The 19,609-nt window shown below is 64.4% G+C and carries 15 protein-coding genes; 5 read left to right on the forward strand and 10 right to left on the reverse strand.

Going from position 1 to position 19,609, the window contains the following annotated elements:
- Window positions 1-4: 4 nt before the first annotated feature.
- The 4 genes from QRN51_RS13360 to QRN51_RS13375 all read right to left on the reverse strand — a co-directional run bounded on the left by QRN51_RS13360 (window position 5) and on the right by QRN51_RS13375 (window position 5,627).
- Window positions 5-2,194 (reverse strand): alpha-galactosidase, encoded by a 2,190-nt coding sequence (locus QRN51_RS13360; RefSeq protein WP_284990368.1) that lies wholly within the window; start codon window positions 2,192-2,194, stop codon window positions 5-7.
- A 115-nt stretch (window positions 2,195-2,309) separates the two neighbouring features.
- A complete protein-coding gene (locus QRN51_RS13365; protein ID WP_059389486.1) occupies window positions 2,310-3,662 on the reverse strand; it encodes an ABC transporter substrate-binding protein in 1,353 nt (450 codons plus the stop codon).
- Between the two features lie 51 nt (window positions 3,663-3,713).
- On the reverse strand, window positions 3,714-4,673 hold the full coding sequence (locus tag QRN51_RS13370) for a carbohydrate ABC transporter permease (RefSeq protein ID WP_059389487.1): 960 nt from the start codon (window positions 4,671-4,673) through the stop codon (window positions 3,714-3,716).
- Between the two features lie 12 nt (window positions 4,674-4,685).
- Window positions 4,686-5,627: a carbohydrate ABC transporter permease gene (locus QRN51_RS13375; RefSeq protein WP_059389488.1), complete on the reverse strand. Its 942-nt coding sequence runs from the start codon at window positions 5,625-5,627 to the stop codon at window positions 4,686-4,688.
- A 228-nt stretch (window positions 5,628-5,855) separates the two neighbouring features.
- Here QRN51_RS13375 and QRN51_RS13380 point away from each other — a divergent pair, with 228 nt between their 5' ends.
- Both QRN51_RS13380 and QRN51_RS13385 read left to right on the forward strand, forming a co-directional pair.
- A complete protein-coding gene (locus QRN51_RS13380) occupies window positions 5,856-7,058 on the forward strand; it encodes a Gfo/Idh/MocA family protein (RefSeq protein WP_284990338.1) in 1,203 nt (400 codons plus the stop codon).
- 13 nt (window positions 7,059-7,071) lie between these two features.
- A complete protein-coding gene (locus QRN51_RS13385) occupies window positions 7,072-8,091 on the forward strand; it encodes a LacI family DNA-binding transcriptional regulator (RefSeq protein ID WP_284990339.1) in 1,020 nt (339 codons plus the stop codon).
- A gap of 19 nt (window positions 8,092-8,110) precedes the next feature.
- On the opposite strand, the gene QRN51_RS13390 is transcribed toward QRN51_RS13385, so the two are convergent.
- The 6 genes from QRN51_RS13390 to acs form a co-directional block, all read right to left on the reverse strand.
- Window positions 8,111-8,890 (reverse strand): DeoR/GlpR family DNA-binding transcription regulator, encoded by a 780-nt coding sequence (locus QRN51_RS13390; RefSeq protein WP_284990340.1) that lies wholly within the window; start codon window positions 8,888-8,890, stop codon window positions 8,111-8,113.
- Window positions 8,891-8,919: 29 nt separating this feature from the next.
- Complete coding sequence (locus QRN51_RS13395; RefSeq protein WP_284990341.1) at window positions 8,920-10,980, reverse strand: beta-galactosidase; 2,061 nt, start codon at window positions 10,978-10,980, stop codon at window positions 8,920-8,922.
- A 5-nt stretch (window positions 10,981-10,985) separates the two neighbouring features.
- Window positions 10,986-11,894 (reverse strand): carbohydrate ABC transporter permease, encoded by a 909-nt coding sequence (locus QRN51_RS13400; RefSeq protein ID WP_284990342.1) that lies wholly within the window; start codon window positions 11,892-11,894, stop codon window positions 10,986-10,988.
- The gene (locus tag QRN51_RS13405) at window positions 11,891-12,895 is read right to left on the reverse strand and encodes a carbohydrate ABC transporter permease (protein ID WP_059389493.1); all 1,005 of its coding nucleotides are present in this window, start codon (window positions 12,893-12,895) and stop codon (window positions 11,891-11,893) included. Before QRN51_RS13405 ends, QRN51_RS13400 begins: the two co-directional genes overlap by 4 nt.
- 14 nt (window positions 12,896-12,909) lie before the next feature.
- On the reverse strand, window positions 12,910-14,226 hold the full coding sequence (locus QRN51_RS13410; protein WP_284990343.1) for an ABC transporter substrate-binding protein: 1,317 nt from the start codon (window positions 14,224-14,226) through the stop codon (window positions 12,910-12,912).
- Between the two features lie 197 nt (window positions 14,227-14,423).
- Complete coding sequence (acs, locus tag QRN51_RS13415; protein ID WP_284990345.1) at window positions 14,424-16,460, reverse strand: acetate--CoA ligase; 2,037 nt, start codon at window positions 16,458-16,460, stop codon at window positions 14,424-14,426.
- A 422-nt stretch (window positions 16,461-16,882) separates the two neighbouring features.
- Between acs and QRN51_RS13420 the strand changes: the two genes are divergently transcribed.
- The 3 genes from QRN51_RS13420 to QRN51_RS13430 are packed head-to-tail and all read left to right on the forward strand — an operon-like array spanning window position 16,883 to window position 19,592.
- Window positions 16,883-18,112 carry an MFS transporter gene (locus tag QRN51_RS13420; protein ID WP_284990346.1) on the forward strand — a complete coding sequence of 410 codons (1,230 nt, stop codon included), beginning with the start codon at window positions 16,883-16,885 and terminating at the stop codon, window positions 18,110-18,112.
- An 11-nt stretch (window positions 18,113-18,123) separates the two neighbouring features.
- Complete coding sequence (gene nth, locus QRN51_RS13425) at window positions 18,124-18,915, forward strand: endonuclease III (RefSeq protein WP_284990347.1); 792 nt, start codon at window positions 18,124-18,126, stop codon at window positions 18,913-18,915.
- On the forward strand, window positions 18,912-19,592 hold the full coding sequence (locus QRN51_RS13430) for an NUDIX hydrolase (RefSeq protein ID WP_059389496.1): 681 nt from the start codon (window positions 18,912-18,914) through the stop codon (window positions 19,590-19,592). Before nth ends, QRN51_RS13430 begins: the two co-directional genes overlap by 4 nt.
- Window positions 19,593-19,609 lie beyond the last annotated feature (17 nt).

Genomic DNA, 19,609 nt, shown 5'->3' on the forward strand with positions numbered 1-19,609 from the left:
GCAGCTACACCGCAGTAATGCTGAGCAGCAACGCGTGCTCAGGGTTCAGGACAGGCACGGGGAGTCCCACCTCCGCAAGGAAGCGCCCGCTTGCCTCAGCTCCGGATGGCAGCCATGCCGGAGGTTGCACCTGGGTGAAGGTGCGGGCATAGTCCGCATCGCCAGGCGCGGGGAAAATTGCTTGCACCCTGTAAGAGCGCTCGGGGTCGAGGCCCGGAACAGCGATACGCCCGGGTTGTTCGGCGAACGACGTCCGGGTGCTGACGACGGCGAACAGCGCGGACGCGCCGTCGTCGGACACCACACCGTGCAACATCAGTGAGTCGTCGGGAACGTCCGCGCGGACCATCCGCCCGCTGTGGATGAGCCCCCGGTGCTCCTTGTACAGGCCGATGAAGCGCTTGAGCTCCTCGCGTTCGGCGCCTTGGACGTGGCGGACATCCCATTCCATGCCGAAATGCCCGAATAGCGCAGTGATGGCGCGGAAGGAGAGATCGTGCGTGCGGGCCGTGGTGTGCGAGGTGGTGGGGCCGATATGCCCGCCCACCAGTTCCGGCGGAACCACTACGCCGGTCCAGCGCTGGATGGTCTGCCTCTCGAGGGCGTCGTTGCAGTCCGATCCCCAGATCCGGTCGGTCCGCTCAAGGATGCCGAGATCCACCCGGGCCCCGCCTGAGGAGCAGCTTTCGATTTCGACGCCGGGGTGGGCCTTGCGGAGCTCGTCGAAGAGCCGGTACGCGGCGAGGGTTTGCGCGTGTACGGACGCACGGCCCGCATGGCCGTGCTCGGCGAGGTCCCGGTTCTGGTCCCATTTGAGGTACTTGATGTTGTTTTCCCCGAGCAGGGCGTCGATCCGCTCGAAGACGTACTGCCAGGCCGCCGGGTTGACGAGGTCGATGATGTGCTGGTGCCGCCATTCCAGAGGGAGGCGGCCGCCGTCCTTGTGGGAGAGTGCCGCGGGGCCCACGATCCAGTCGGGGTGCGCCCGGGCGACATCGGAATCCAGGTTGACCATTTCCGGTTCCACCCAGAGCCCGAATTCCATGCCATGGGAGTTCACGGCTTCGATGAGCGGTGTCAGGCCATCGGGCCAAAGGGTTTCGTCGACGTACCAATCGCCCAGGCCTGCGTGATCGTCGCGGCGCCCGCGGAACCACCCGTCGTCGAGCACGAAGCGCTCAACGCCCAGCTCCGCAGCGGACTCGGCGAGCTCGATCAGGGTGTCCAGCTTGTGGTCGAAGTACACGGCCTCCCAGGTGTTGAGGACCACGGGGCGGGGCTTGCCGGCGGGGAGTCCCGTGGAAGCCGCGGGAAGGACGTGATGCGGGCGCGAGCGGAACCAGCTGTAGAACGCTTCGCTGATGCCGTCGAGGCCACGGTCCGAGTAGGCGGCAAACAGGGCGGGTGTGGTGTAGCCCTCGCCGGGCTGGAGGACTACTTCGGCCGGGCCCAGGAGCTCGGAGCCGCCGATCATCGTGCGGCCATCGGCCACGGTGTCGGCGAATTGTTCGTGGTTGCCGCTCCACGCCAAGTGGGTGGCCCAGACCTTTCCGTGGCGGTTGCCGAATCCGGCGGTGCCCGCCGCGAAAAGCAGCGAGGAATCGTGCCCCGTGCGGCCGTGGCGACCCGTGCGCACCCACGTCCCTTGCTGCACGGGCCGGCGCTGTGGGTGCCGTTCGCGGCACCAGCGCCCGGTGAGGTCAAGGAGTTCGACGGCGTCCGGCCCCACCGGGAGGACGGTGGCGAGCTCGTCGAGCTGGAAGGGGGACGTGCCGTCGTTGACCGCGGTGTGGCGCAGCTCCAGAAGGCCGCCGGGGTGAAGGGTGAGTGTGGACGTCACGGTGATTCCGGCGTCGGGGTCCTTCTGGACAATCGCTGCGGAGGCGACGGCGGAGCTAGGGTCAGCCTGCACATCCACCACGCGAAGCCGGAGCGAAAAGTCCAGTCCCGGAACGCCGTCGGCGATTCGCTGGCCGCGCAGGCCCGGGCGGCCCAGCCACGCGGAGGAGCCCTGCGGGAGGAGTGCGGCCGGTACGTTGGCGTCGACGGCGGAGTGCGGAATGGGTTCGCCCAGGATGGCAAGGTCCGGGAGGGTGCTGCCGAGATCGGCACCCCAGTGGATGACCTCGGCCTCTCCGTTATCGAAACTGACCACCAGGCTTGTGCCGGCGGAACGGAGGTGGAGCGGGTCCATGGGCTGGTTCACTTTCAGAGAGTCGTGTGTCGCGTGATGCGGGAGTGGAGAGTCCGGGCGCCGCCGTCAAAGGAGTGAAAGCGGCGGCGCCCGGACTGGCTTGGCGGGACTGGTGTTACTTGAAGAGGTTGTTGACCTGGTTGTTGGCGTCGGAGAGGGAGCTGGCAGGCTTCTTGCCGCTCAGTACTGCATCCATTGCGGGCTTCATGATGCCGTCAACTTTGGCAGCCTTGTCCGCGATGGGGAAGAGGAAAGTGGTCCCGTCTTTGACCTGCTGGGTGAAAGCGGAGACGTCAACACCCTTGGCCGCGAACGCCTTGGCGGCCAGGTCCGAGGACGTGCTGATCGCCGGGAACACAACAGCCTTGTTGGCGACGACGTCCTGGCAAGCCGACGAGCCAAGGTACTCGACCCACTTGGTGGCCGCTGCCGGGTTCTTGGTGCCGGCCCAGATGGAATCGGCGAGGCCATTGAACATGGACGCGCGCTTACCGCTCGGACCAACCGGCGTGGGGGCGATTCCGGTCTGGATGCCCTTGTAGGCGGTGTACTGGCCGATCATCCATGAGCCGCTGGTATTGATTGCGGCCTTGCCCGCGCCGAAGTTGTCCGACACGCTGGCGCCTACCGTTGTTTCGAGTTTGGGCATGTAGCCCTTGTCCGCCAGTCCTGCCCACCAGGCGATGGTTTCCTGGAACTTGGGGTCGTCGTAGTTGAACTTGGTGCCCCACGGGTTCTTGTCGGTAGCGGTCCAGCCGGTGGTGGCTGCGAGGAAGCTCCATTGGGTCTGGCCCTGGCCGGAACCGGAGGACTCCAAGCCCAAGCCGTAGACGGCCACGTTGTTCTTGTCGAAGCCGGCTTCGTCTCCGCGCTTGCCGTTCTTGTCCACGGTCAGGTGGGCAATGGTCTTTTCGTAGCTGCCGCCGTCCTTGGGGTTCCAATCGAGCTTGGCCATCTGCTCGGCGGTGATCCCGGCGGAGTCAGTCATCGCCTTGTTGTAGAAGAGGCTGATGGTGTCCCAGTCCTTCGGGAGGCCGTAGCGCTTGCCGTCTTGGCCTACCCAGAGATCGGCCAGGCCCTTGTTGTAGCTGTCCAGCTTGACGCCGTCCTTGGCTACGGCATCGTCGAGGGCCAGCAACTGCTTCTTGGAAGCAAACTCCGGGTACTTGGACAGGTGGTCGGTGAAGACGTCCGGGGCGGTGCCGGACACGAAGCCGTTGGTCAGGGTGGTCCAGTAGTCGTCCCAGCCGCGCTGGGTGATTTTGACCGTGATGTTCGGGTTTGCCTTGGTGAAGTCGCTCGCGCACTGCTGGTATGCCGGGAGCTGGTTGGCATCCCACAGCCAGTAGTTGATCTCGCCCTTTGCTTCGCTGGAGACGGGGGTGGAACCGCCACAGGCGGAGAGTGACAGCGCGGCTGCGGCAGCGACGGCGACGGCGGCTGCGACGGTGCCAATGGATTTCTTCATGGTGGACCTTTCAGGGGGTTGCGATGGAACGGGGCGGTGCTGGGGGATGACTTACTTGATGCCGGAGAAGCCGATGGAGTTGACCACCTTCTTGCCGAAGGCGATGAAGAGGATCAGGACGGGCAGCGCTGCCACGAGGGTGGCGGCCATGAGCCCACTCCAGTCCGGCGCCCCTTGCGGGGACTGGGACTTGAAGACGCCCAGTCCCACAGTGAGGACGCGGACACTTTCGTCCTGGCCCACCAGGAGCGGCCAGAAGTACTCGTTCCACTGACCGATGAAGGTCAGCAGGGCCAGGGTGGCCAGGGGTGCTGCGGCGTTGGGGATCACGATCTGGAAGAAGATCCGGAGGTGCTTGGCGCCGTCGAGCATGGCTGCCTCTTCCACTTCGCGGGACATGCTCAGGAAGAACTGGCGCAGGAAGAAGATGGCGAACGGGGTCATGAACATGAAGGGCAGTGCCAGCCCGGCGAAGGTGTTGAGCAGGCCCAGGTTCTTGATCATCAGGAAGTTGGGCAGGGCGGTGAAGATCGGCGGGACCATCATGGTGGCCAGGAAGATCGCGAACACTTTGTTCCGGCCGGGCCAGCGCAGGCGGGAAAAGGCATAGGCGGCCATTGCGCTGAAGAACACCTGGCCTGCGGTGGTCATGGTGGCGAAGACGATCGAGTTGCGCAGGTAGAGCCAGAAGTTGATGTCAGCGCCGGAACCGCCTTCGGCGATTGCCTGCTCGGGGCTCTGTAGCCCGAAGACCCGCTGGAACGCGCCCCAGCTGAAGTCCGCGGGAAGGAGGTTGCCGGCGTTCGAGGCGAGCGAATGGTTGCTGGACAGTGCAGTCCGGAGCATCCAGAGGAACGGTGCCAGGGTGACCACGACGGCGATCGCTACGAGGACCCAGGCACCTGCGCGGCGCCAGTTGAAGGGTTTCGTGCGGGGGCGGCGCGATTGCGGAGAGCCGACGACGGCGGTGGCGGACTCGCGCGAACGGCGGGAATTGGTGGAGGTACTCATGGCGGGGCTTCCTTAGTCCAGGTCCGTCTCGTTGCCTTTGAGGAACTTCATCTGGATGAAGGCCACGAGGGCGAGAATGATGAAGAGAATGACGGACAGCGCTGAGGCGTAGCCGAAATCGGACTCGCCGAACGCCTTTTGGTAGATGTACATCTGGATGACCCGGGAGGCATTGACGGGTCCGCCTCCGGTAGTCACGGCAACGGTGTCGAAGACCTGGAATGAACCGATGACGGTGACCACAAGGACCAGGACCAGCACCGGGCGAAGGAGCGGCATGGTGATGCTCCAGAAGGTCCGGGTGGGGGAGGCGCCGTCAAGGTTGGCTACCTCGTAGACGTGGTTGGGGATGGCCTGCAGGCCGGCGAAGATCAGCAGGGCCGTGTAGCCCATGTGCCGCCACACGTTGACGAAGGCGATAGTCGGAATGGCCCATTGATCGCTGCCGAAGAAGGCGATGCGGGGCAGGCCCATCCAGTTGATGATCTCGTTCACGATGCCCAGTTGGTAGTCCAGCATCCAGAACCAGAGCAGCGCGACGATCACGTTCGCCACGAGGAACGGCAGCAACAGGACGCCGCGGATGAAGGTGGACTTGGCCACGCGGTGCATGAGGAGCGCGAGTCCGATGGCGATGACGGTCTGGAAACCGATGTTCAGTGCAACGTATTGGACGGTGACGGCCATCGCGTTCCAGAACAGGTCGTCGCTGAAGATCGACGTGTAGTTCTTCAGGCCGATCCAGGTGGGATCACCCAGGATGCTGTACTCGGTGAAGCTGAGGTAGATGCCCCGGATGGTGGGGACGAGGAAGAAAAGAACAAAGCCGATCATCGCCGGGAAGATGAAGAGCAACGCGATCTTCAAGTCACCGATCCGGCGGATGCCGAACCTTTTTGGTTTGCCCGGTTGGGGAAGCGCGGCGGGCTCCGCTTGTTTGGCAAGGGTGGTCATCTTCGACCCTTTCCTGACTGTGATGTGGGTTACAACTGATGGAAATCTACACGAGTAGATATGAAGGGGTCAAGTGGTCTTGTGAACTTTTGTTCGATTATTTTGGATTTATTGCTTTTTATTGACTCGAGTAGATCCCAGTGATTCACTGGCCTGAGTCACTCGTCGAGCCTCTCCGGGCGCGGCGATGGCATTCTGAAGCCACCCACACGAATCGAAGGGCTAACAATGACGTTTTCAATGGGAGTAGTAGGCCTCGGCCAGTTCGGGGGCCAATTCGCCCACCTCTTCAAGCTCCACCCCGGGGTTTCAGCGGTCTACGCAGTGGACGAGCTCCCTGAACGGGCGTCCAAAGCTGTTGAACAGCTGGGGCTCGACGGCATCATGGCCAGTTTCGACGAGTTGCTGGCCTCCGACGTCGACGCCGTCGCCATCTTCACGCAACGCTGGACGCACGGGCCCTTGGTGATCAAGGCGCTGCGCGCCGGAAAGCACGTCTATTCGGCTGTTCCGATGGCAATCTCGGAGGAACAGATCGCCGGGATCATCGAGGCGGTGCGTGAAACCAAGCTTGTCTATGCCATGGGAGAGACCAGCTTCTACAACCCCGCAACCGTCTATGCGCGCAAGCAGCACGCCGCCGGAAAGTTCGGCCGCATCTTCTACACCGAAGGCGACTACGTCCACGACATGGACCTGGGCTTCTACGAGGCCTACCAGTACAGCGGCGGCGAAAACTGGAAAGCAACCGCCAGCTACCCGCCCATGCTGTACCCGACGCACGCCATCGGAGGCGTGCTGGGCGCCATACCGGGCCACGCCGTGAGCGTCAGCTGCATCGGCGTCAAGGACGATCGCGGCGACGGCGTCTTCGACAAGGAAGTCAGCATGTTCGACAACGACTTCTCCAACGCCACTGCGCTGTTCGAAATGAACGACGGCGGCGCGATGCGCACCAACGAGATGCGCCGCGTCGGCTACCCCTCGCATATCCGCGAATCGCGCTTCCGCTTCTTCGGCACGGAGGCAAGCTTCGAGCAGCTGGCCACCACCACGCTGTGGCAGGACAAGGAGGGGGTCCTGGACGTCTCGGACCAGGTGGAGACCAAGCCGAGCATGTCGGCCGATGACCCCTCGTTGGCGGACGTCGCCCCCGAACTTCGCGGTGCGTTCATCTCCGGCCTCGCTCCGGTGCACGACGCCGGACGGCTCCCCGTTGAATTCGAGGGAGCCCCCACCGGGCACGAAGGCAGCCACCAGTTCCTGGTGGACGACTTCGTCACGGCCGTGAACAAGGGAAGCCTTCCTCCGGTCAACGCGTGGGTGGCGGCGCGCTTCACGCTCCCCGGCGTCGTGGCGCACGAGTCCGCGCTCCGCGGCGGGGAACGGCTCCCCATCCGCGATTTCGGCGATGCTCCGGAGGCTTTGTAGCTAGCATGATCCAATGACTACTTCGGCAGTGCACACCCCGCGCGGACCGGTGACGCGCAAAGACGTGGCCCGGTACGCCGGGGTGAGCACCGCCGTCGTGAGCTATGTGGTGAACGGCGGCCCCAAGAAGGTGGCGCCGGCAACGGAAGCGAAGGTCCAAGAGGCCATCCGGATCCTGGGATACCGGCCGAATGCCGCGGCGCGTGCGTTAAAAATGGGATCCAACCAGACCCTCGGCCTCGTGATTCCTGACTCCAGCAACCCCTTCTGGGCGCTGCTGGGACACGCTGTGGAAGTGGCTGCCGCCGAGCGCGGCTATGCCTTGCTGCTGACGAATTCCGACAACAAGCTGGACTCCGAACGCCGCCACATCCGCAACCTCGCTGACCGGCAGGTTGATGGCGTGGTCCTGGCCAGCGTCATGTTCGAACCCGATCTACTGGAGCTTTTCGGCACTGAAATCCGCTCGGTCCTGCTGAACCATGCCTCGATCGCCCCTGGTTTCAACAGCGTCGGAGTGGACCTTGAGGCCGGAGCCCGCTTGGCCGTGGAACATTTGATCGGCCACGGACACACCAACATCGGACTCGCCATGGGCATCACGGCGGACAACGTGACGGACGGACGGGAAGAGGGGTGGCTGCGTGCTCTGCAAGCCGCCGGTCTGCCTCCTGGACCCCTTGCACGCGACGGTTTCGACCGCCCCGGGGGCTACGCTGCCGGACAACGCCTCCTGGCATCTGCCAACCGTCCGACGGCGATCTTCGCCAGCTCCGATATGCAGGCAATCGGGGTCCTGCGGGCAATCCGCGAGGCAGGTCTCTCCGTTCCGGAGGATATCGCCGTGGCGTCCTTCGACGGCTCGGTTGAGGCTGAATACACCTGGCCGGCCCTGACCACGGTGGAACAGCCGGTGTGGGAGATGGCAGAGGCCGCAGTATCCGCGCTGGTGGGCGAGAACCGCAACGAACCCCCGCAGCACAGGGTCTTCCCCACCCAGCTCCGCATCCGCCAATCGTGCGGGTGCCCGTAACGCCTTCCCCGCCCACGCGTTAGTGAGCGGCGATCCTGAGCTTTCCGACGCCGTCGGCGAGGATGCGCCGGGCATCCTCGCCGAGGTGCGAGTCCGTCACGAGGACGTCGGCTTCCTCCAGCTGGGCAATCGATGCAATGCCGACAGTTCCCCACTTGCTGTGGTCCGCCAAGACCACCACGTTGCGTGACGCGCTGATGAACGCCCGGTTGGTTTCGGCTTCCTGCAGGTTCGGCGTGGTGAATCCGGCGTCCGCATCCATGCCGTGGACGCCCAGGAACAACATGTCCAAATGCAGTTGCTTCAGCGCGGCCGTCGCGATGGGACCCACCAGAGCGTCCGACGGCGTGCGCTCGCCGCCCGTCACGATGACCGGGAAAGCCTCCCGCGAACCTGAGGCGTTGTGGAAGAGATCCGCAATCCTGATGGAGTTCGTCACCACCGTGATCCGCGGGCCTTCCAGGAGTACCTTGGCGAGCTCGTAGGTGGTGGTTCCGGCGCTCAAGCCCACGGCCATGCCTTCGTGGACCAGGGTGGCGGCCTCGACGGCGATCGCGTGCTTTTCGTCGACCAGTTGGGTGGATTTCAGCTCAAAGCCGGGCTCGTGGGTCCGGGCATCGCCCGGTATCTTGGCCCCGCCATGGATGCGCTCGACGAGCCCGGACTCCTCAAGCGACTCGATGTCGCGCCGAACAGTCATGGCTGAGACGCCCAGCAGTTGCGCGAGGTCCGAGACGCGGACAACGCGTTCACGCTGGACGGCGTCGACTATGGCGGTGTGGCGGGCTGCCTGAAGCATCGGAGCCTTTCTGGACGGACGGCGGGTGGCTAGGCGGGAGTGGCGACGACGGCGACGCCTCCGGCAGTAAGGTTTAGCGTACCTCCGGTAGGTGTCCCGCCCAGGAGCTCGACGCCGTCGAGCGGCACCTCCACGTCCCGCGCGCTGTGGTTGATGACGAAAGTCCAGTCCTTGGTGCCGTTGCTCCTGCGGACGATTTCCACGTCTTCCGGAGGCTGAACGCCCAGGACCGGTGCCACTCCGGCGTCCGAGCAGAGGAGCTGGACGAGTTCGGCCAGCCCCTCGCGGCCCAAGGTCGTGGCGACGTAGTAGGCGGCACCGCGCCCGGCGGATCCCGCCCGGCGGGTCACCGCGGGCGAGCCGTCGACGCCGGTGCGTGCGCCGCTTGTGTCCGTGCCGCCGTCGAACGTGGCAAGAACCTCCGCCCCGGTTGCCTTCCCCAGCTCGCTCCAGACCGTCCCCGAGCCGAAGCGGCTCAAGCCCACGGCATCGCCTGAGCGCAGGGGGAAGAATTCCTCCATGCTGACGCCCAGCAGTTCGGAAAATGCCCCTGGGTAACCGCCGCCGTTGACCGGATCCATCCGGATGTGGTCGTTCTCGTCAACGATCCCGGAGAAATACGTGATCACGAGGGTTCCGCCGGCTTGGACATACTCGTGGAGCTTCGCGGCGGCCTCATCGGTGACGAGGTACAGCATGGGCGCGATCACCAGTTTGTAGCCGGAAAGATCGTCGGTGCTTTGCCGGATGTCCGTGGTGATGCCGGCCCGGTAGAGCGCATCGTGCCAGCGCCGCGATTCCGGGAGGTTCCGCGCGTCTTCGCTGGGATGCGAGTCCAGTTCGGTGCCCCAGCGGGCGTCGGTGTCATGGATGATGCAGGCTTCGGCCTGGACCGTTGAGCCGGCCACCTCCGAAATGCTCTCGAGCGCCCGGCCCAGCTCCACCACTTCGCGCCACACTTTGCTGTCGCGGCCGGCGTGGGGGACCAGTCCGGAGTGGTACTTTTCGGCCCCGGCGCGGGAAGCTCGCCATTGGAAGAACAACACGCCGTCGGTTCCGCGGGCCACGTGCTGCAGGGAATTGCGCAGCATTTCGCCCGGCACTTTGGCCACGTTGCGGGGTTGCCAGTTGACTGCCGAGGTGGAGTGTTCCATGAGGAGCCATGGTTTGCCCTGTGCCCAGCCGCGGGTGAGGTCCGCCGTCATGGCCAGGTCCTGGAAGTTCCGTTCGTCGGCGGCAATCAGATAGTGGTCGTTGGACACCACGTCCATGTGCCCGGACCAGCGCCAATAGTCCACAGGGGCGTTCAGGCCCATGTTGAAGCCCATGAAATTGGTGGTGACGGGGTGCTTCGAATGTGCCCTGATGATGTCTGCCTCCGCGTTGAAGCACTCAAGCAGGGCGTCGGAGGAGAACCGCGCGAAATCCAGTTGCTGCGTGGGGTTAACCCACGTTCCCGAACGCCGCGGCGGCAGGATCTCGGCCCAGTCGTAGTAATGCTGGGACCAGAAGGCCGTACCCCAGGCCTCATTGAGCGCGTCCAGGCTCCCGTACCTGGCCTGGAGCCATTCCTGGAAGCCACGCTCCGCGTGCGGGCCGAAGTCCGGTTGGTTGTGGCAACCGTACTCGTTGTGGACATGCCACATCACGACGGCGGGGTGACCCGCGTAGCGCTGGACGATCGCCGTCGTCAGGGCTGCTGCGGCCCGGCGATAGTCCGGCGAGCACGCCGCGAAGGCCTGCCGCGAACCGTAGCTTTGCCGGACGCCGTCGGCATCCACCGGGAGCGAATCGGGGTACTTGCGGCTGAACCACGGCGGGGGAGAAGCGCTCGCGTTCGCGAGATCCACGCTGATCCCGTTGGTGTGGAGCAGGTCCAGGATCCTGTCGAGCCAGGCGAACTCGTAGCGGCCTTCTTCGGGCTCCAGAAGGGCCCAACTGAAGATGCCGACACTGACCAGGTTCACTCCGGCTTCCTTCATGAGGGCGACGTCGTGTTTCCAGACCTCTTCGGGCCATTGTTCCGGGTTGTAGTCGCCGCCGAACGCGATCCGGCCGCCCAACTTGTCGACGATGTAATCCATTGCCATGCGTTTTATCCTTTGCTGGAACCGAGCGTGAGGCCGGCCACGAATTGGCGCTGCAGCACGAGGTAGATGATCAGGGTGGGTATCACGGTGATGGTGGCACCGGCCGCCAGGAGGTTGTAGTTGCTGAGGAACTCGCCCTGCAGGTTATTGATGGCCGTCGTGATGGGCAGCCGGTTTCCGCTTTGGATGAAGAGCAGCGGCCAGAAGAAATCGTTATAGATGAAGATGACTTCCAGGGTTCCGAGCGCCGCGAGGGCGGGTCGGCACAGCGGCAGGATGATGTTCCAGTACTGCCGCCAGATCCCGGCCCCGTCCACCAGTGCGGCTTCCGTCAGGTCGGACGAGAGGGCCTTCATGTAGTTGGAAAGCACGAAGGTGCAAAAACCGATCTGGAACGCAGTGTCCACGGCGATCACCGAGATGTAGGTGTTGAGCAGGTTGCCGGAATCGCTGAAGGAGTACGGCAGCGTGACATGTTTGAACATCTCGAACAACGGAGCCGCCAGGACCTGCGGCGGCAGGAGGTTGCCGGCCGTGAACATGATCAGGAGCGTGACGTTGAACTTCCAGCTCACCCTGGAGACGGCGAATGCCATCATCGAGGCGAAGAACAAGGTCAGGAGCACCGAGGGGACGGTGATGATCACCGAGTTCAGGAGGTATTTCGAGAATCCGCCCTGGGTCCAGGCCGTGATGAAGTTGTCGAAATTGAAAGTGCCGCCAAGGCTGAAGTAGCCGTATTTGTCCGTGTCCGCCTTGGGACGCAAAGCCGTGAACAAGGACCAACCCAGCGGAATAAGCCACATGATGGCCATGACGGTCAGGAAGATGTGGGTCCCGTAGTGGCGTTTGCCGGAGTTCCGGGTTCCGCCGGTGGCTGCCGTGCGCGGGATGGGGTTGGCGAGGGTGCTCATGCCTTGCTCTCCTTGCCGAAGGTGCGGATGAGGTAGAAGACGATGGGGATCAGCGAGATGACCAGGAGAATGACCGCGAGGGACGAACCGACGCCGATCACCTGGCCTTCGCCGATCAGGTTCTGGATCACCAGGGCGCTGATCAATTCAAGGCCGTTGGTCCCTCGGTTGATGACGTACACAATGTCGAAGGCACGGAGCGACTCGATGATCGTGATCACCACGATCACGATGTTCACAGGGCGCATAGCCGGGAAGACGATGCGGAAGAACGTCTGCGCCGCGCTGGCGCCGTCAATCGACGCCGCTTCCCGCAGCGAGGGGTCCACGCCCTTGAGCCCGGCCAAGTACAGGATCATGACGTAGCCCGCGTGGCGCCACGTTGCCGCAACCATGGCCGCCCAGATATTCACGTTCGAATTTCCGAACCAGTCCACGGCTTGTGGTGTGCCCGCCGTGCCCAGGAGGTAGTTCAGCAGTCCGCTGTCCCGGTTGTAGAAAAGCTGCCAGATGATGCCGATGAGGGCCAGCGACAACATGACCGGTGTAAAGAAGATGCTCTGGTAGATCTTGCTGCCGCGGATCTTCTGGTCCAGGAGCACTGCCAGCAGCAGGCCGAGGGGTGTTGCGATCAGGGCCAGGAAGACGAGCCAGAGGACGTTGTGTTGAATGGCGGGCCAGAACGGGGGATAGTCCTGGACCACGTAGTGGTAATTGTCCGTCCCTGCGGCCTTGATGTCCTTCAGGTCCAGGCCGTTCCAGCGGGTGAAGCTCAGCGCGATGGAGAAGAGCGTGGGCAGCCAGACAAGCAGGAGCTGGATCAGGGTAGGCACGCCCACCATGATGGCGAGGACGAATTTGTCGCGGCGCGTGAGGCGGCGGACCCTGCCTGCTTTGCCGGTCCGCCTGCCGGTGCCGGGCTGGCTCTTGCCGGCCGTGGTTCGCCCGGCAGCACCGGGTTCGCTGTCCGGTGCTGCCGGTTTCTCGGCGGTAGTACTCATGGGGATTCCTTCAGCTACTGGGCTGCGTAAAGGGTCTTGGCCTGCGCTTCAAGGTTCTTGACGTCCACGGTGCCGTCCTTGATGAAGGACTGCAGCGCGGGGATCATCACGTTGTTGGCCATGGCAGGGAGGGCGTCACGGTCCAGGAACTGGCTGATGTACTTGGCGTTGGAGATGGTGTCTGCACACTTCTTGTTCAGCGGGGTGAACTTTGACGTGTCGGCGCCCTTGACGGTGGCGATGTTGGAGCCATCCACGGCTGAATAGGCGTTCTGGCCTTCGGCGGATCCCATGAACGCCAGGAAGTCGTGAGCCGCCTTGTTGTCGCCGCCCTTCTTGGACAGGAGCAATCCGTCGATGGGGGCCTCGACGGCGTCGGTGCCTTCCACCGCGATTTCCGGGAACGGGAAGAAATCGATGTCCGCCAGCACGGCGGGATCCGTGAATTGCTGGGTCACGAACGAACCCAACAGGTACATGCCGGTCTTCTTGGCTTCGAGTGCCTTGGCCGCGTCCTGCCAGGTCTGGCCGAGGGCGTTGGGGTCCTGGAACGGCAGGAGGGCCTTCCAGGTGTCGAAGACGTCGCTGACCTTCTTCTGGTCCCAGCTTTCCTTGTGGGCGGTCAGGTCCACGTGGAACTGGTAGCCGTTGAGGCGCATGTTGATGTAGTCGAAGGTGCCCATGGCCGGCCAGCCGTCCTTGTCCGCGAAGCCGATGGGGATGATGCCGTCGGACTTCATCTTGGTGGCCAGGGTCTTCAGCTCATCGAACGTCTTGGGGACTGCGTAGCCCTTCTCGGCCCAGAAGCTCTTCCGGTAGAAGAAGCCCCACGGGTAGTTGTAGTTGGGGACCAGGTACATCTTGCCGTCCGGGCCGGTGGAGGCCTTCTTCATGGCGTCGGAGAAGTTGCTGCCGATCGTTGCCCATACGTCGTCTACGGGAGCCAGGAGGCCCTTGCCCGCGTAGTACTGCATGCGGTAGCCGGCGAACCACGTGAAGGCATCGTCGGGGCTGCCCTGGAGATAGGAGTTGATCTTGTTTTGGAAGTCGTTGTGCGGGACGACGTTGGTGGCCACCGTGATGCCGGACTTCTTGGTGAAGGCATCGGTGACGGCTTTGTAGGCGGCCTTGGGAACATCGTCCGAGGAACCTGAACCGAAGGTCAGGCTGTTCGAGGAAGCTCCGGGAGCCGGTCCGGATCCGCCGGTGCAAGCAGCCAGCAGCGGAATGCCGGCGAGCCCAGCAGCGCCTATACCGAGCGTTTTCAGGATGGTGCGGCGTCCAGGGCCGGCGTTGTAGGCCGACTGGAACGGGTCAAGATTCGCTGCCATGTTCTCTCCCTTGAAAGCGTGGTGCTTGTGAGTTATCTCACGTAGAACTCGACTATAACCGCTCAAAAGAGAACATGAAAGAACTAAATATAACATTCTTGCGACGGCGGGTTTTAAGACAAGAACGGCGGTCCTCCTGGGAGAGAACCGCCGCCCTTGCGTGGTGCCTTGGCGCTTTTGTTTGCTTGGGGCAGAGCCTACTTCTTCAGCGATTCCGCGATCTGGGCCATGATGGTCGGATCGGACAGGGTGGTGGCATCGCCCACTTCGCGGCCTTCTGCGACGTCCTTGAGGAGGCGGCGCATGATCTTGCCCGAGCGGGTCTTGGGCAGTTCGGGGACCACGAGGATGTGCTTGGGTTTGGCGATGGGGCCGATTTCCTTGCCCACGTGGTTGCGCAGTTCGGCGACGGTGGCGTCGCCGTCGTTGACGGCGTCCCCGCGCAGGATGACGAACGCGACCACGGCCTGGCCGGTGGTTTCGTCGGAAGCCCCGACGACGGCGGCCTCGGCCACCCAGGGGTGGGACACGAGGGCGGATTCGATTTCGGTGGTGGAGAGCCGGTGCCCGGAGACGTTCATGACGTCATCCACCCGGCCCAGGAGCCATACGTCGCCGTCTTCGTCCTTCTTGGCCCCGTCCCCGGCGAAGTACATGCCCTCGAAGCGGGACCAGTAGGTGTCCTTGAACCGTTCCGGGTCCCCCCAGATGCCGCGCAGCATCGCGGGCCAGGGTTCGCGGACCACGAGGTAGCCTCCGTGCCCGTCCGGGACGGACTCGCCGGCCTCGTCCACGACGTCGATCGCGATGCCCGGCAGCGGGACCTGCGCAGAACCGGGCTTGGTCGCCGTCACGCCCGGCAGGGGCGCGATCATCTGGGCGCCGGTCTCGGTCTGCCACCAGGTGTCCACGATCGGGGCAGGGTGTTCCTTCTTTTCCCCGTTCTTCCCGGCGTTGGAGCCGATGACGTCCCGGTACCACATCCAGGCCTCGGGGTTGATGGGCTCACCCACCGAGCCCAGGACCCGGATCGAGGACAGATCGTACTTGGCAGGGATGTCCCGGCCCCACTTCATGAACGTCCGGATCGCCGTGGGGGCGGTGTAGAGGATGGAGACTTTGTATTTCTCCACGATTTCCCACCAGCGGCCCTGGTGCGGGGAGTCCGGGGTGCCTTCGTACATGACCTGGGTGGCGCCGTTCACGAGCGGGGCGTAGGCGACGTACGAGTGGCCGGTGACCCATCCGACGTCGGCGGTGCACCAGAACACGTCCGTCTCGGGGTGCAGGTCGAAGACCGCCTTGTGCGTGTACGCGGTCTGGGTCAGGTAGCCGCCGGTGGTGTGCAGGATGCCCTTGGGCTTGCCCGTGGTCCCGGAGGTGTACAGGATGAACAGCGGGTGTTCGGCGTCGTGCCCGACGGCGGTGTGCTCACCGGACGCGGCGCCGACGGTGTCCTCCCACCACTGGTCCCTGCCCTCGTGCCAGTCCACCGGCTGGCCGTTGCGCTTGACCACCACGACGTTCCGGACCGAATGGCCTTCCTTGGACAGGGCCTGGTCCACGGCCGGCTTGAGCGGGCTGGGCTTCCCGCGCCGGTACGTGCCGTCCGCGGTGACCACGAGCTTGGCCTCGGCATCATCGATCCTCGAACGCAGGGCATCCGCGGAGAAACCGCCGAACACTACCGAATGCACGGCCCCGATCCGGGCACAGGCCAACATCGTGATCACGGCCTCGGGAATCATAGGCAGGTACACGGCCACCCGGTCACCCTTGGCCACACCGAGCGACTCGAACGCGTTGGCGGCCTTCTTCACCTCTTCGGTCAGCTGCGCGTAGGTGTAGGAGCGGGTGTCGCCCGGTTCGCCCTCGAAATGGATGGCCACCCGGTCCCCGAGCCCGTTCTCCACGTGCCGGTCCAGGGCGTTGTACGCGGCATTGACCTTGCCGCCGACGAACCACTTCGCGAACGGCGGGTTGGACCAGTCCAGGGCCTCGGTGAAGTCCGTGTCCCAGTCCAGCAGTTCCCGGGCCTGCCTGGCCCAGAACGCGGGACGGTCCGCATTGGCTTCCGCATAGACTTCGGCGCCGACTACCGCGTTGGCCGCGAACTCAGCGGTGGGCGCGAACTTCCGGTTTTCATGGAGAAGGTTTTCGAGGGCGTCGCCGTTGCCTGCCCCGTCGGATCCGGGTGCAGCGGTGGTCGTCGATCCATTGGCGTCCTGGGACATGTGAACCTCATCATTCATCGATCTCTGCCGCGCGGTTGTCCTGTGTCGGGGCCGCCCCACGCGCCAATCGTGCACGGCGTTGGGCTGCGGCGCCTCACGGGATTCCGCAAAGAGCTTTTCCGGAACCCACCTTAGCGTTTTGAGCCGACAACAAGTGTCTGCGGTCACAATCCGGACCGTGAGCGGCCGGTGATTCGCGCCGAACGGTGCTGAAGGCTTTCGCTTGGCTCCCAAGGCGGGGAATATTACGGCGTGGCGTGCCTGCCTCCGCGCCGATGCCAACTAGTGGACTGTCAGATGCGTGGCATAGGCTGAAGAGGTCTCGAGACGCGAGAACTTGCCGCCCGGTCCGGCCCGGAAATTACTGGGTGCAGCCTTGGGCGGCGGCGTCCGGAACACCGCCGTACTAAGGAGATTTGCACATGAACCAGACGAGCCAAGGTCCGAAATACGGTGCGCTCGCGCCCGGGTCGGCCCCCGAAGCAGCAGCTGGATCCGGGGCGCCAGAGCCCGGCAGCGTGACCTCCCCGAAGTACCAGGCCGTGCTGGGTCCGTTCACTATCCGGGACCTGACCGTTTTCGGCTCCACCTTGGTGATGTTTGTGGGGTCCCTCCTGCCGATGTTTGGCGGGCGCTATAACTTGTGGAACCTCGACAACCTTTTCTTCCTGGCACTCGGGATCATTCTTCCCCTCGTCGTTACCGCCTTGTTCGTTGCCCGGCGCCTGCAGCCGGGGAACATCGTGAGGATCGGTTCCCTTTCGACTGACCAGTTCGCTTCCGTCGTGGCGTCGTTCGCCCTGACCCTGTTCTTCCTGTCCGCAGCAGGCGCGTTTACCGTCTTCGTGCTCGTCGGACTTATCGGCTCTCTAGGTCTTCTGGCCGCGACGGTCCTGGCTCCCCACTTGCCGTTCCTCCGCGACGATTTCCAGGACCGTGCAGAACAGCCAGCTCACATTGTGGCCCGGGAATCGACCGTTCCAACCCGCAAGCCTGCGGTGCCGAAGCCGGCCAAGCCCAAGCCGGAGCCTGCCAGCCCGGCACCGGCCAGCTTGGCAGCAGAGGAGATCCCCGCCGCTGCCGCGCCGCCACCCGCCGCACCTGCCGCAGCCGCGCCTGTCGCTGAACCCGTCGCTGCCGCTGCGACCACCACCGAACCTGTCCCTGAACCCGCAGCCACTGAAGCCGCCGCCGCCGTCGCGCCTGCCGGGCCGGCCGCCGTCGTACCTGCCGAGACTGCAGTTGCCGACCGCGGGCGGGAGGTGCACGCGCCGACGCCCGAGGAGCCCAAGCACCTGCCTACTGCCACCATGGCTACGCCCATCGTCGGCGGCCCGGACTCCGGCGCAGGACCGGCCACCCAGCACATCGGCACGGTCGATCAGCCCCGGGTTCACGAGCCCATCGGCGCCACCGTCGATCCGGCCACGCGAACGGACGAATCCGGCCACGCCTCCGGGTACGAGGCATTCTGGTTCGCCGTGGCCCATCCCCGCGTCGTTGTCGACGAGCACACCGGCATGCCCGCCTTCACCATCGAACCGGGCGCGTGGGTCCTGGCCCTCGAAGACCGCGGCGCGGAATTCCTCGTGCAGGATACTGACGGCAGTGTGGGCGTCCTGCGCGATCTCAGCCACATCGAACGCGGCTAGCCTGGCCCGCCGTGGACACCGTCGTCGAAACCCCGCTGGCTTTGAAGCGGCGTGCGCGCAAAATCAACAAGGCGCTTGCTGAGCTCTATCCCTACGCCCACGCTGAGCTTGATTTCCGGAACCCGTTCGAGTTGGTCGTGGCCACGGTGCTGTCAGCCCAGACCACCGATGTGCTGGTCAACCAGGTCACCAAGATCCTGTTCGCGCGCTATCCGGATGCCCGGAGCATGGCCGAGGCCGAGCTTGCCGAGCTGGAGGCGATCCTGCAGCCCACCGGCTTCTTCCGTGCCAAGGCAAAGAACGTCCTGGCGCTCAGCACGCGTTTGGTGGACGAGTTCGACGGCGAGGTTCCCGGCCGGCTGGAAGACCTGGTGACACTGCCCGGCGTCGGGCGCAAAACGGCGAATGTGGTACTTGGCAACGCGTTCGGTGTCCCGGGAATCACCGTGGACACGCATTTTGGAAGGCTCGCGCGCAGGTTTGGCTGGACGACGTCCGAGGACCCGGTGAAGATCGAGTTCGATGTCGCCGAGCTGTTCGAGCCCAAGGACTGGACCATGCTGTCCCACCGCGTTGTTTTCCACGGCCGCAGGGTTTGCCACGCGCGCAGGCCGGCGTGCGGAGCGTGTGCAGTGGCCAACTGGTGCCCGAGTTACGGTGAAGGCGAAAAGGATCCCGTCAAAGCAGCCAAGTTGCTCAAATACGAACTGGCGCCCGGCAACGAAGCGCTTCTCGCACAGTTGCTTGCCGAGACCCACCGCGCGGCGGAGATTCGCATGGAATCGCAAAGGAGGCCGGCATGACGGCGCTCGAGGATCTCGTCAGCCTCATCACCAGGATCGATTCGGGCCTCCATCCCGGCCCTGATCCACGGATTGCCGCTGCAACCGTCGATCCGGACAAGGCACGGAAAGCGGCCGTGCTCATGCTCTTCGGCGTCTTGGACGACGTCCCCGCCCAATCCGGGAAACCAGTGGCCCCCGCGGACTTGGACGTCTTGCTGCTGGAGCGCGCCCACACCCTGGACGACCATCCCGGGCAGGTGGCGTTCCCCGGCGGCAGCATCGATCCCGGGGATGAGTCAGCCGTCGCGGCAGCCCTCCGGGAAGCGGTGGAGGAGACAGGCCTGGACAGCGGTGGCGTCCAGGTGCTGGGTGTCATGCCGGAACTCGGCCTGATCCGCAGCAATTTTGTGGTCACGCCGGTCTTGGCGTGGTGGGCGTCGCCGTCGCCCGTGAGGGTGGTGGACTACGCCGAATCCGCCCAGGTGTTCCGCGTACCGGTGCGTGATCTCCTGGATCCCGACAATCGATACACCGGGACGCTCACGCGGCTCGGCCGGACTTTCTCGAGCCCGGTCTTCCAAGTCAACGGGCTCGTGGTCTGGGGTTTCACCGGGATGGTGCTCAGCGGTTTGTTCGACGCTTTGGGCTGGACGGTTCCGTGGGACACGGAGCGCGTGCTTGAGATCGAGATCTAGCCTCTAGCAATGTGCCT

Origin of the sequence: Arthrobacter sp. efr-133-TYG-120 (assembly GCF_030209785.1) — a bacterium.
GTDB lineage: Bacteria > Actinomycetota > Actinomycetes > Actinomycetales > Micrococcaceae > Arthrobacter.

What these genes read in the sequence shown, in the direction of transcription:
- QRN51_RS13385 (WP_284990339.1), top strand. Translation starts at nt 7,072, where the DNA reads ATGACTACTTCGGCAGTGCACACCCCGCGCGGACCGGTGACGCGCAAA.
- QRN51_RS13380 (WP_284990338.1), top strand. Translation starts at nt 5,856, where the DNA reads ATGACGTTTTCAATGGGAGTAGTAGGCCTCGGCCAGTTCGGGGGCCAA.
- QRN51_RS13430 (WP_059389496.1), top strand. Translation starts at nt 18,912, where the DNA reads ATGACGGCGCTCGAGGATCTCGTCAGCCTCATCACCAGGATCGATTCG.
- QRN51_RS13360 (WP_284990368.1), bottom strand. Translation starts at nt 2,194, where the DNA reads ATGGACCCGCTCCACCTCCGTTCCGCCGGCACAAGCCTGGTGGTCAGT.
- QRN51_RS13370 (WP_059389487.1), bottom strand. Translation starts at nt 4,673, where the DNA reads ATGAGTACCTCCACCAATTCCCGCCGTTCGCGCGAGTCCGCCACCGCC.
- QRN51_RS13410 (WP_284990343.1), bottom strand. Translation starts at nt 14,226, where the DNA reads ATGGCAGCGAATCTTGACCCGTTCCAGTCGGCCTACAACGCCGGCCCT.
- QRN51_RS13390 (WP_284990340.1), bottom strand. Translation starts at nt 8,890, where the DNA reads ATGCTTCAGGCAGCCCGCCACACCGCCATAGTCGACGCCGTCCAGCGT.
- QRN51_RS13405 (WP_059389493.1), bottom strand. Translation starts at nt 12,895, where the DNA reads ATGAGTACTACCGCCGAGAAACCGGCAGCACCGGACAGCGAACCCGGT.
- QRN51_RS13395 (WP_284990341.1), bottom strand. Translation starts at nt 10,980, where the DNA reads ATGGCAATGGATTACATCGTCGACAAGTTGGGCGGCCGGATCGCGTTC.
- acs (WP_284990345.1), bottom strand. Translation starts at nt 16,460, where the DNA reads ATGTCCCAGGACGCCAATGGATCGACGACCACCGCTGCACCCGGATCC.
- QRN51_RS13365 (WP_059389486.1), bottom strand. Translation starts at nt 3,662, where the DNA reads ATGAAGAAATCCATTGGCACCGTCGCAGCCGCCGTCGCCGTCGCTGCC.
- QRN51_RS13375 (WP_059389488.1), bottom strand. Translation starts at nt 5,627, where the DNA reads ATGACCACCCTTGCCAAACAAGCGGAGCCCGCCGCGCTTCCCCAACCG.
- QRN51_RS13400 (WP_284990342.1), bottom strand. Translation starts at nt 11,894, where the DNA reads ATGAGCACCCTCGCCAACCCCATCCCGCGCACGGCAGCCACCGGCGGA.
- QRN51_RS13420 (WP_284990346.1), top strand. Translation starts at nt 16,883, where the DNA reads ATGAACCAGACGAGCCAAGGTCCGAAATACGGTGCGCTCGCGCCCGGG.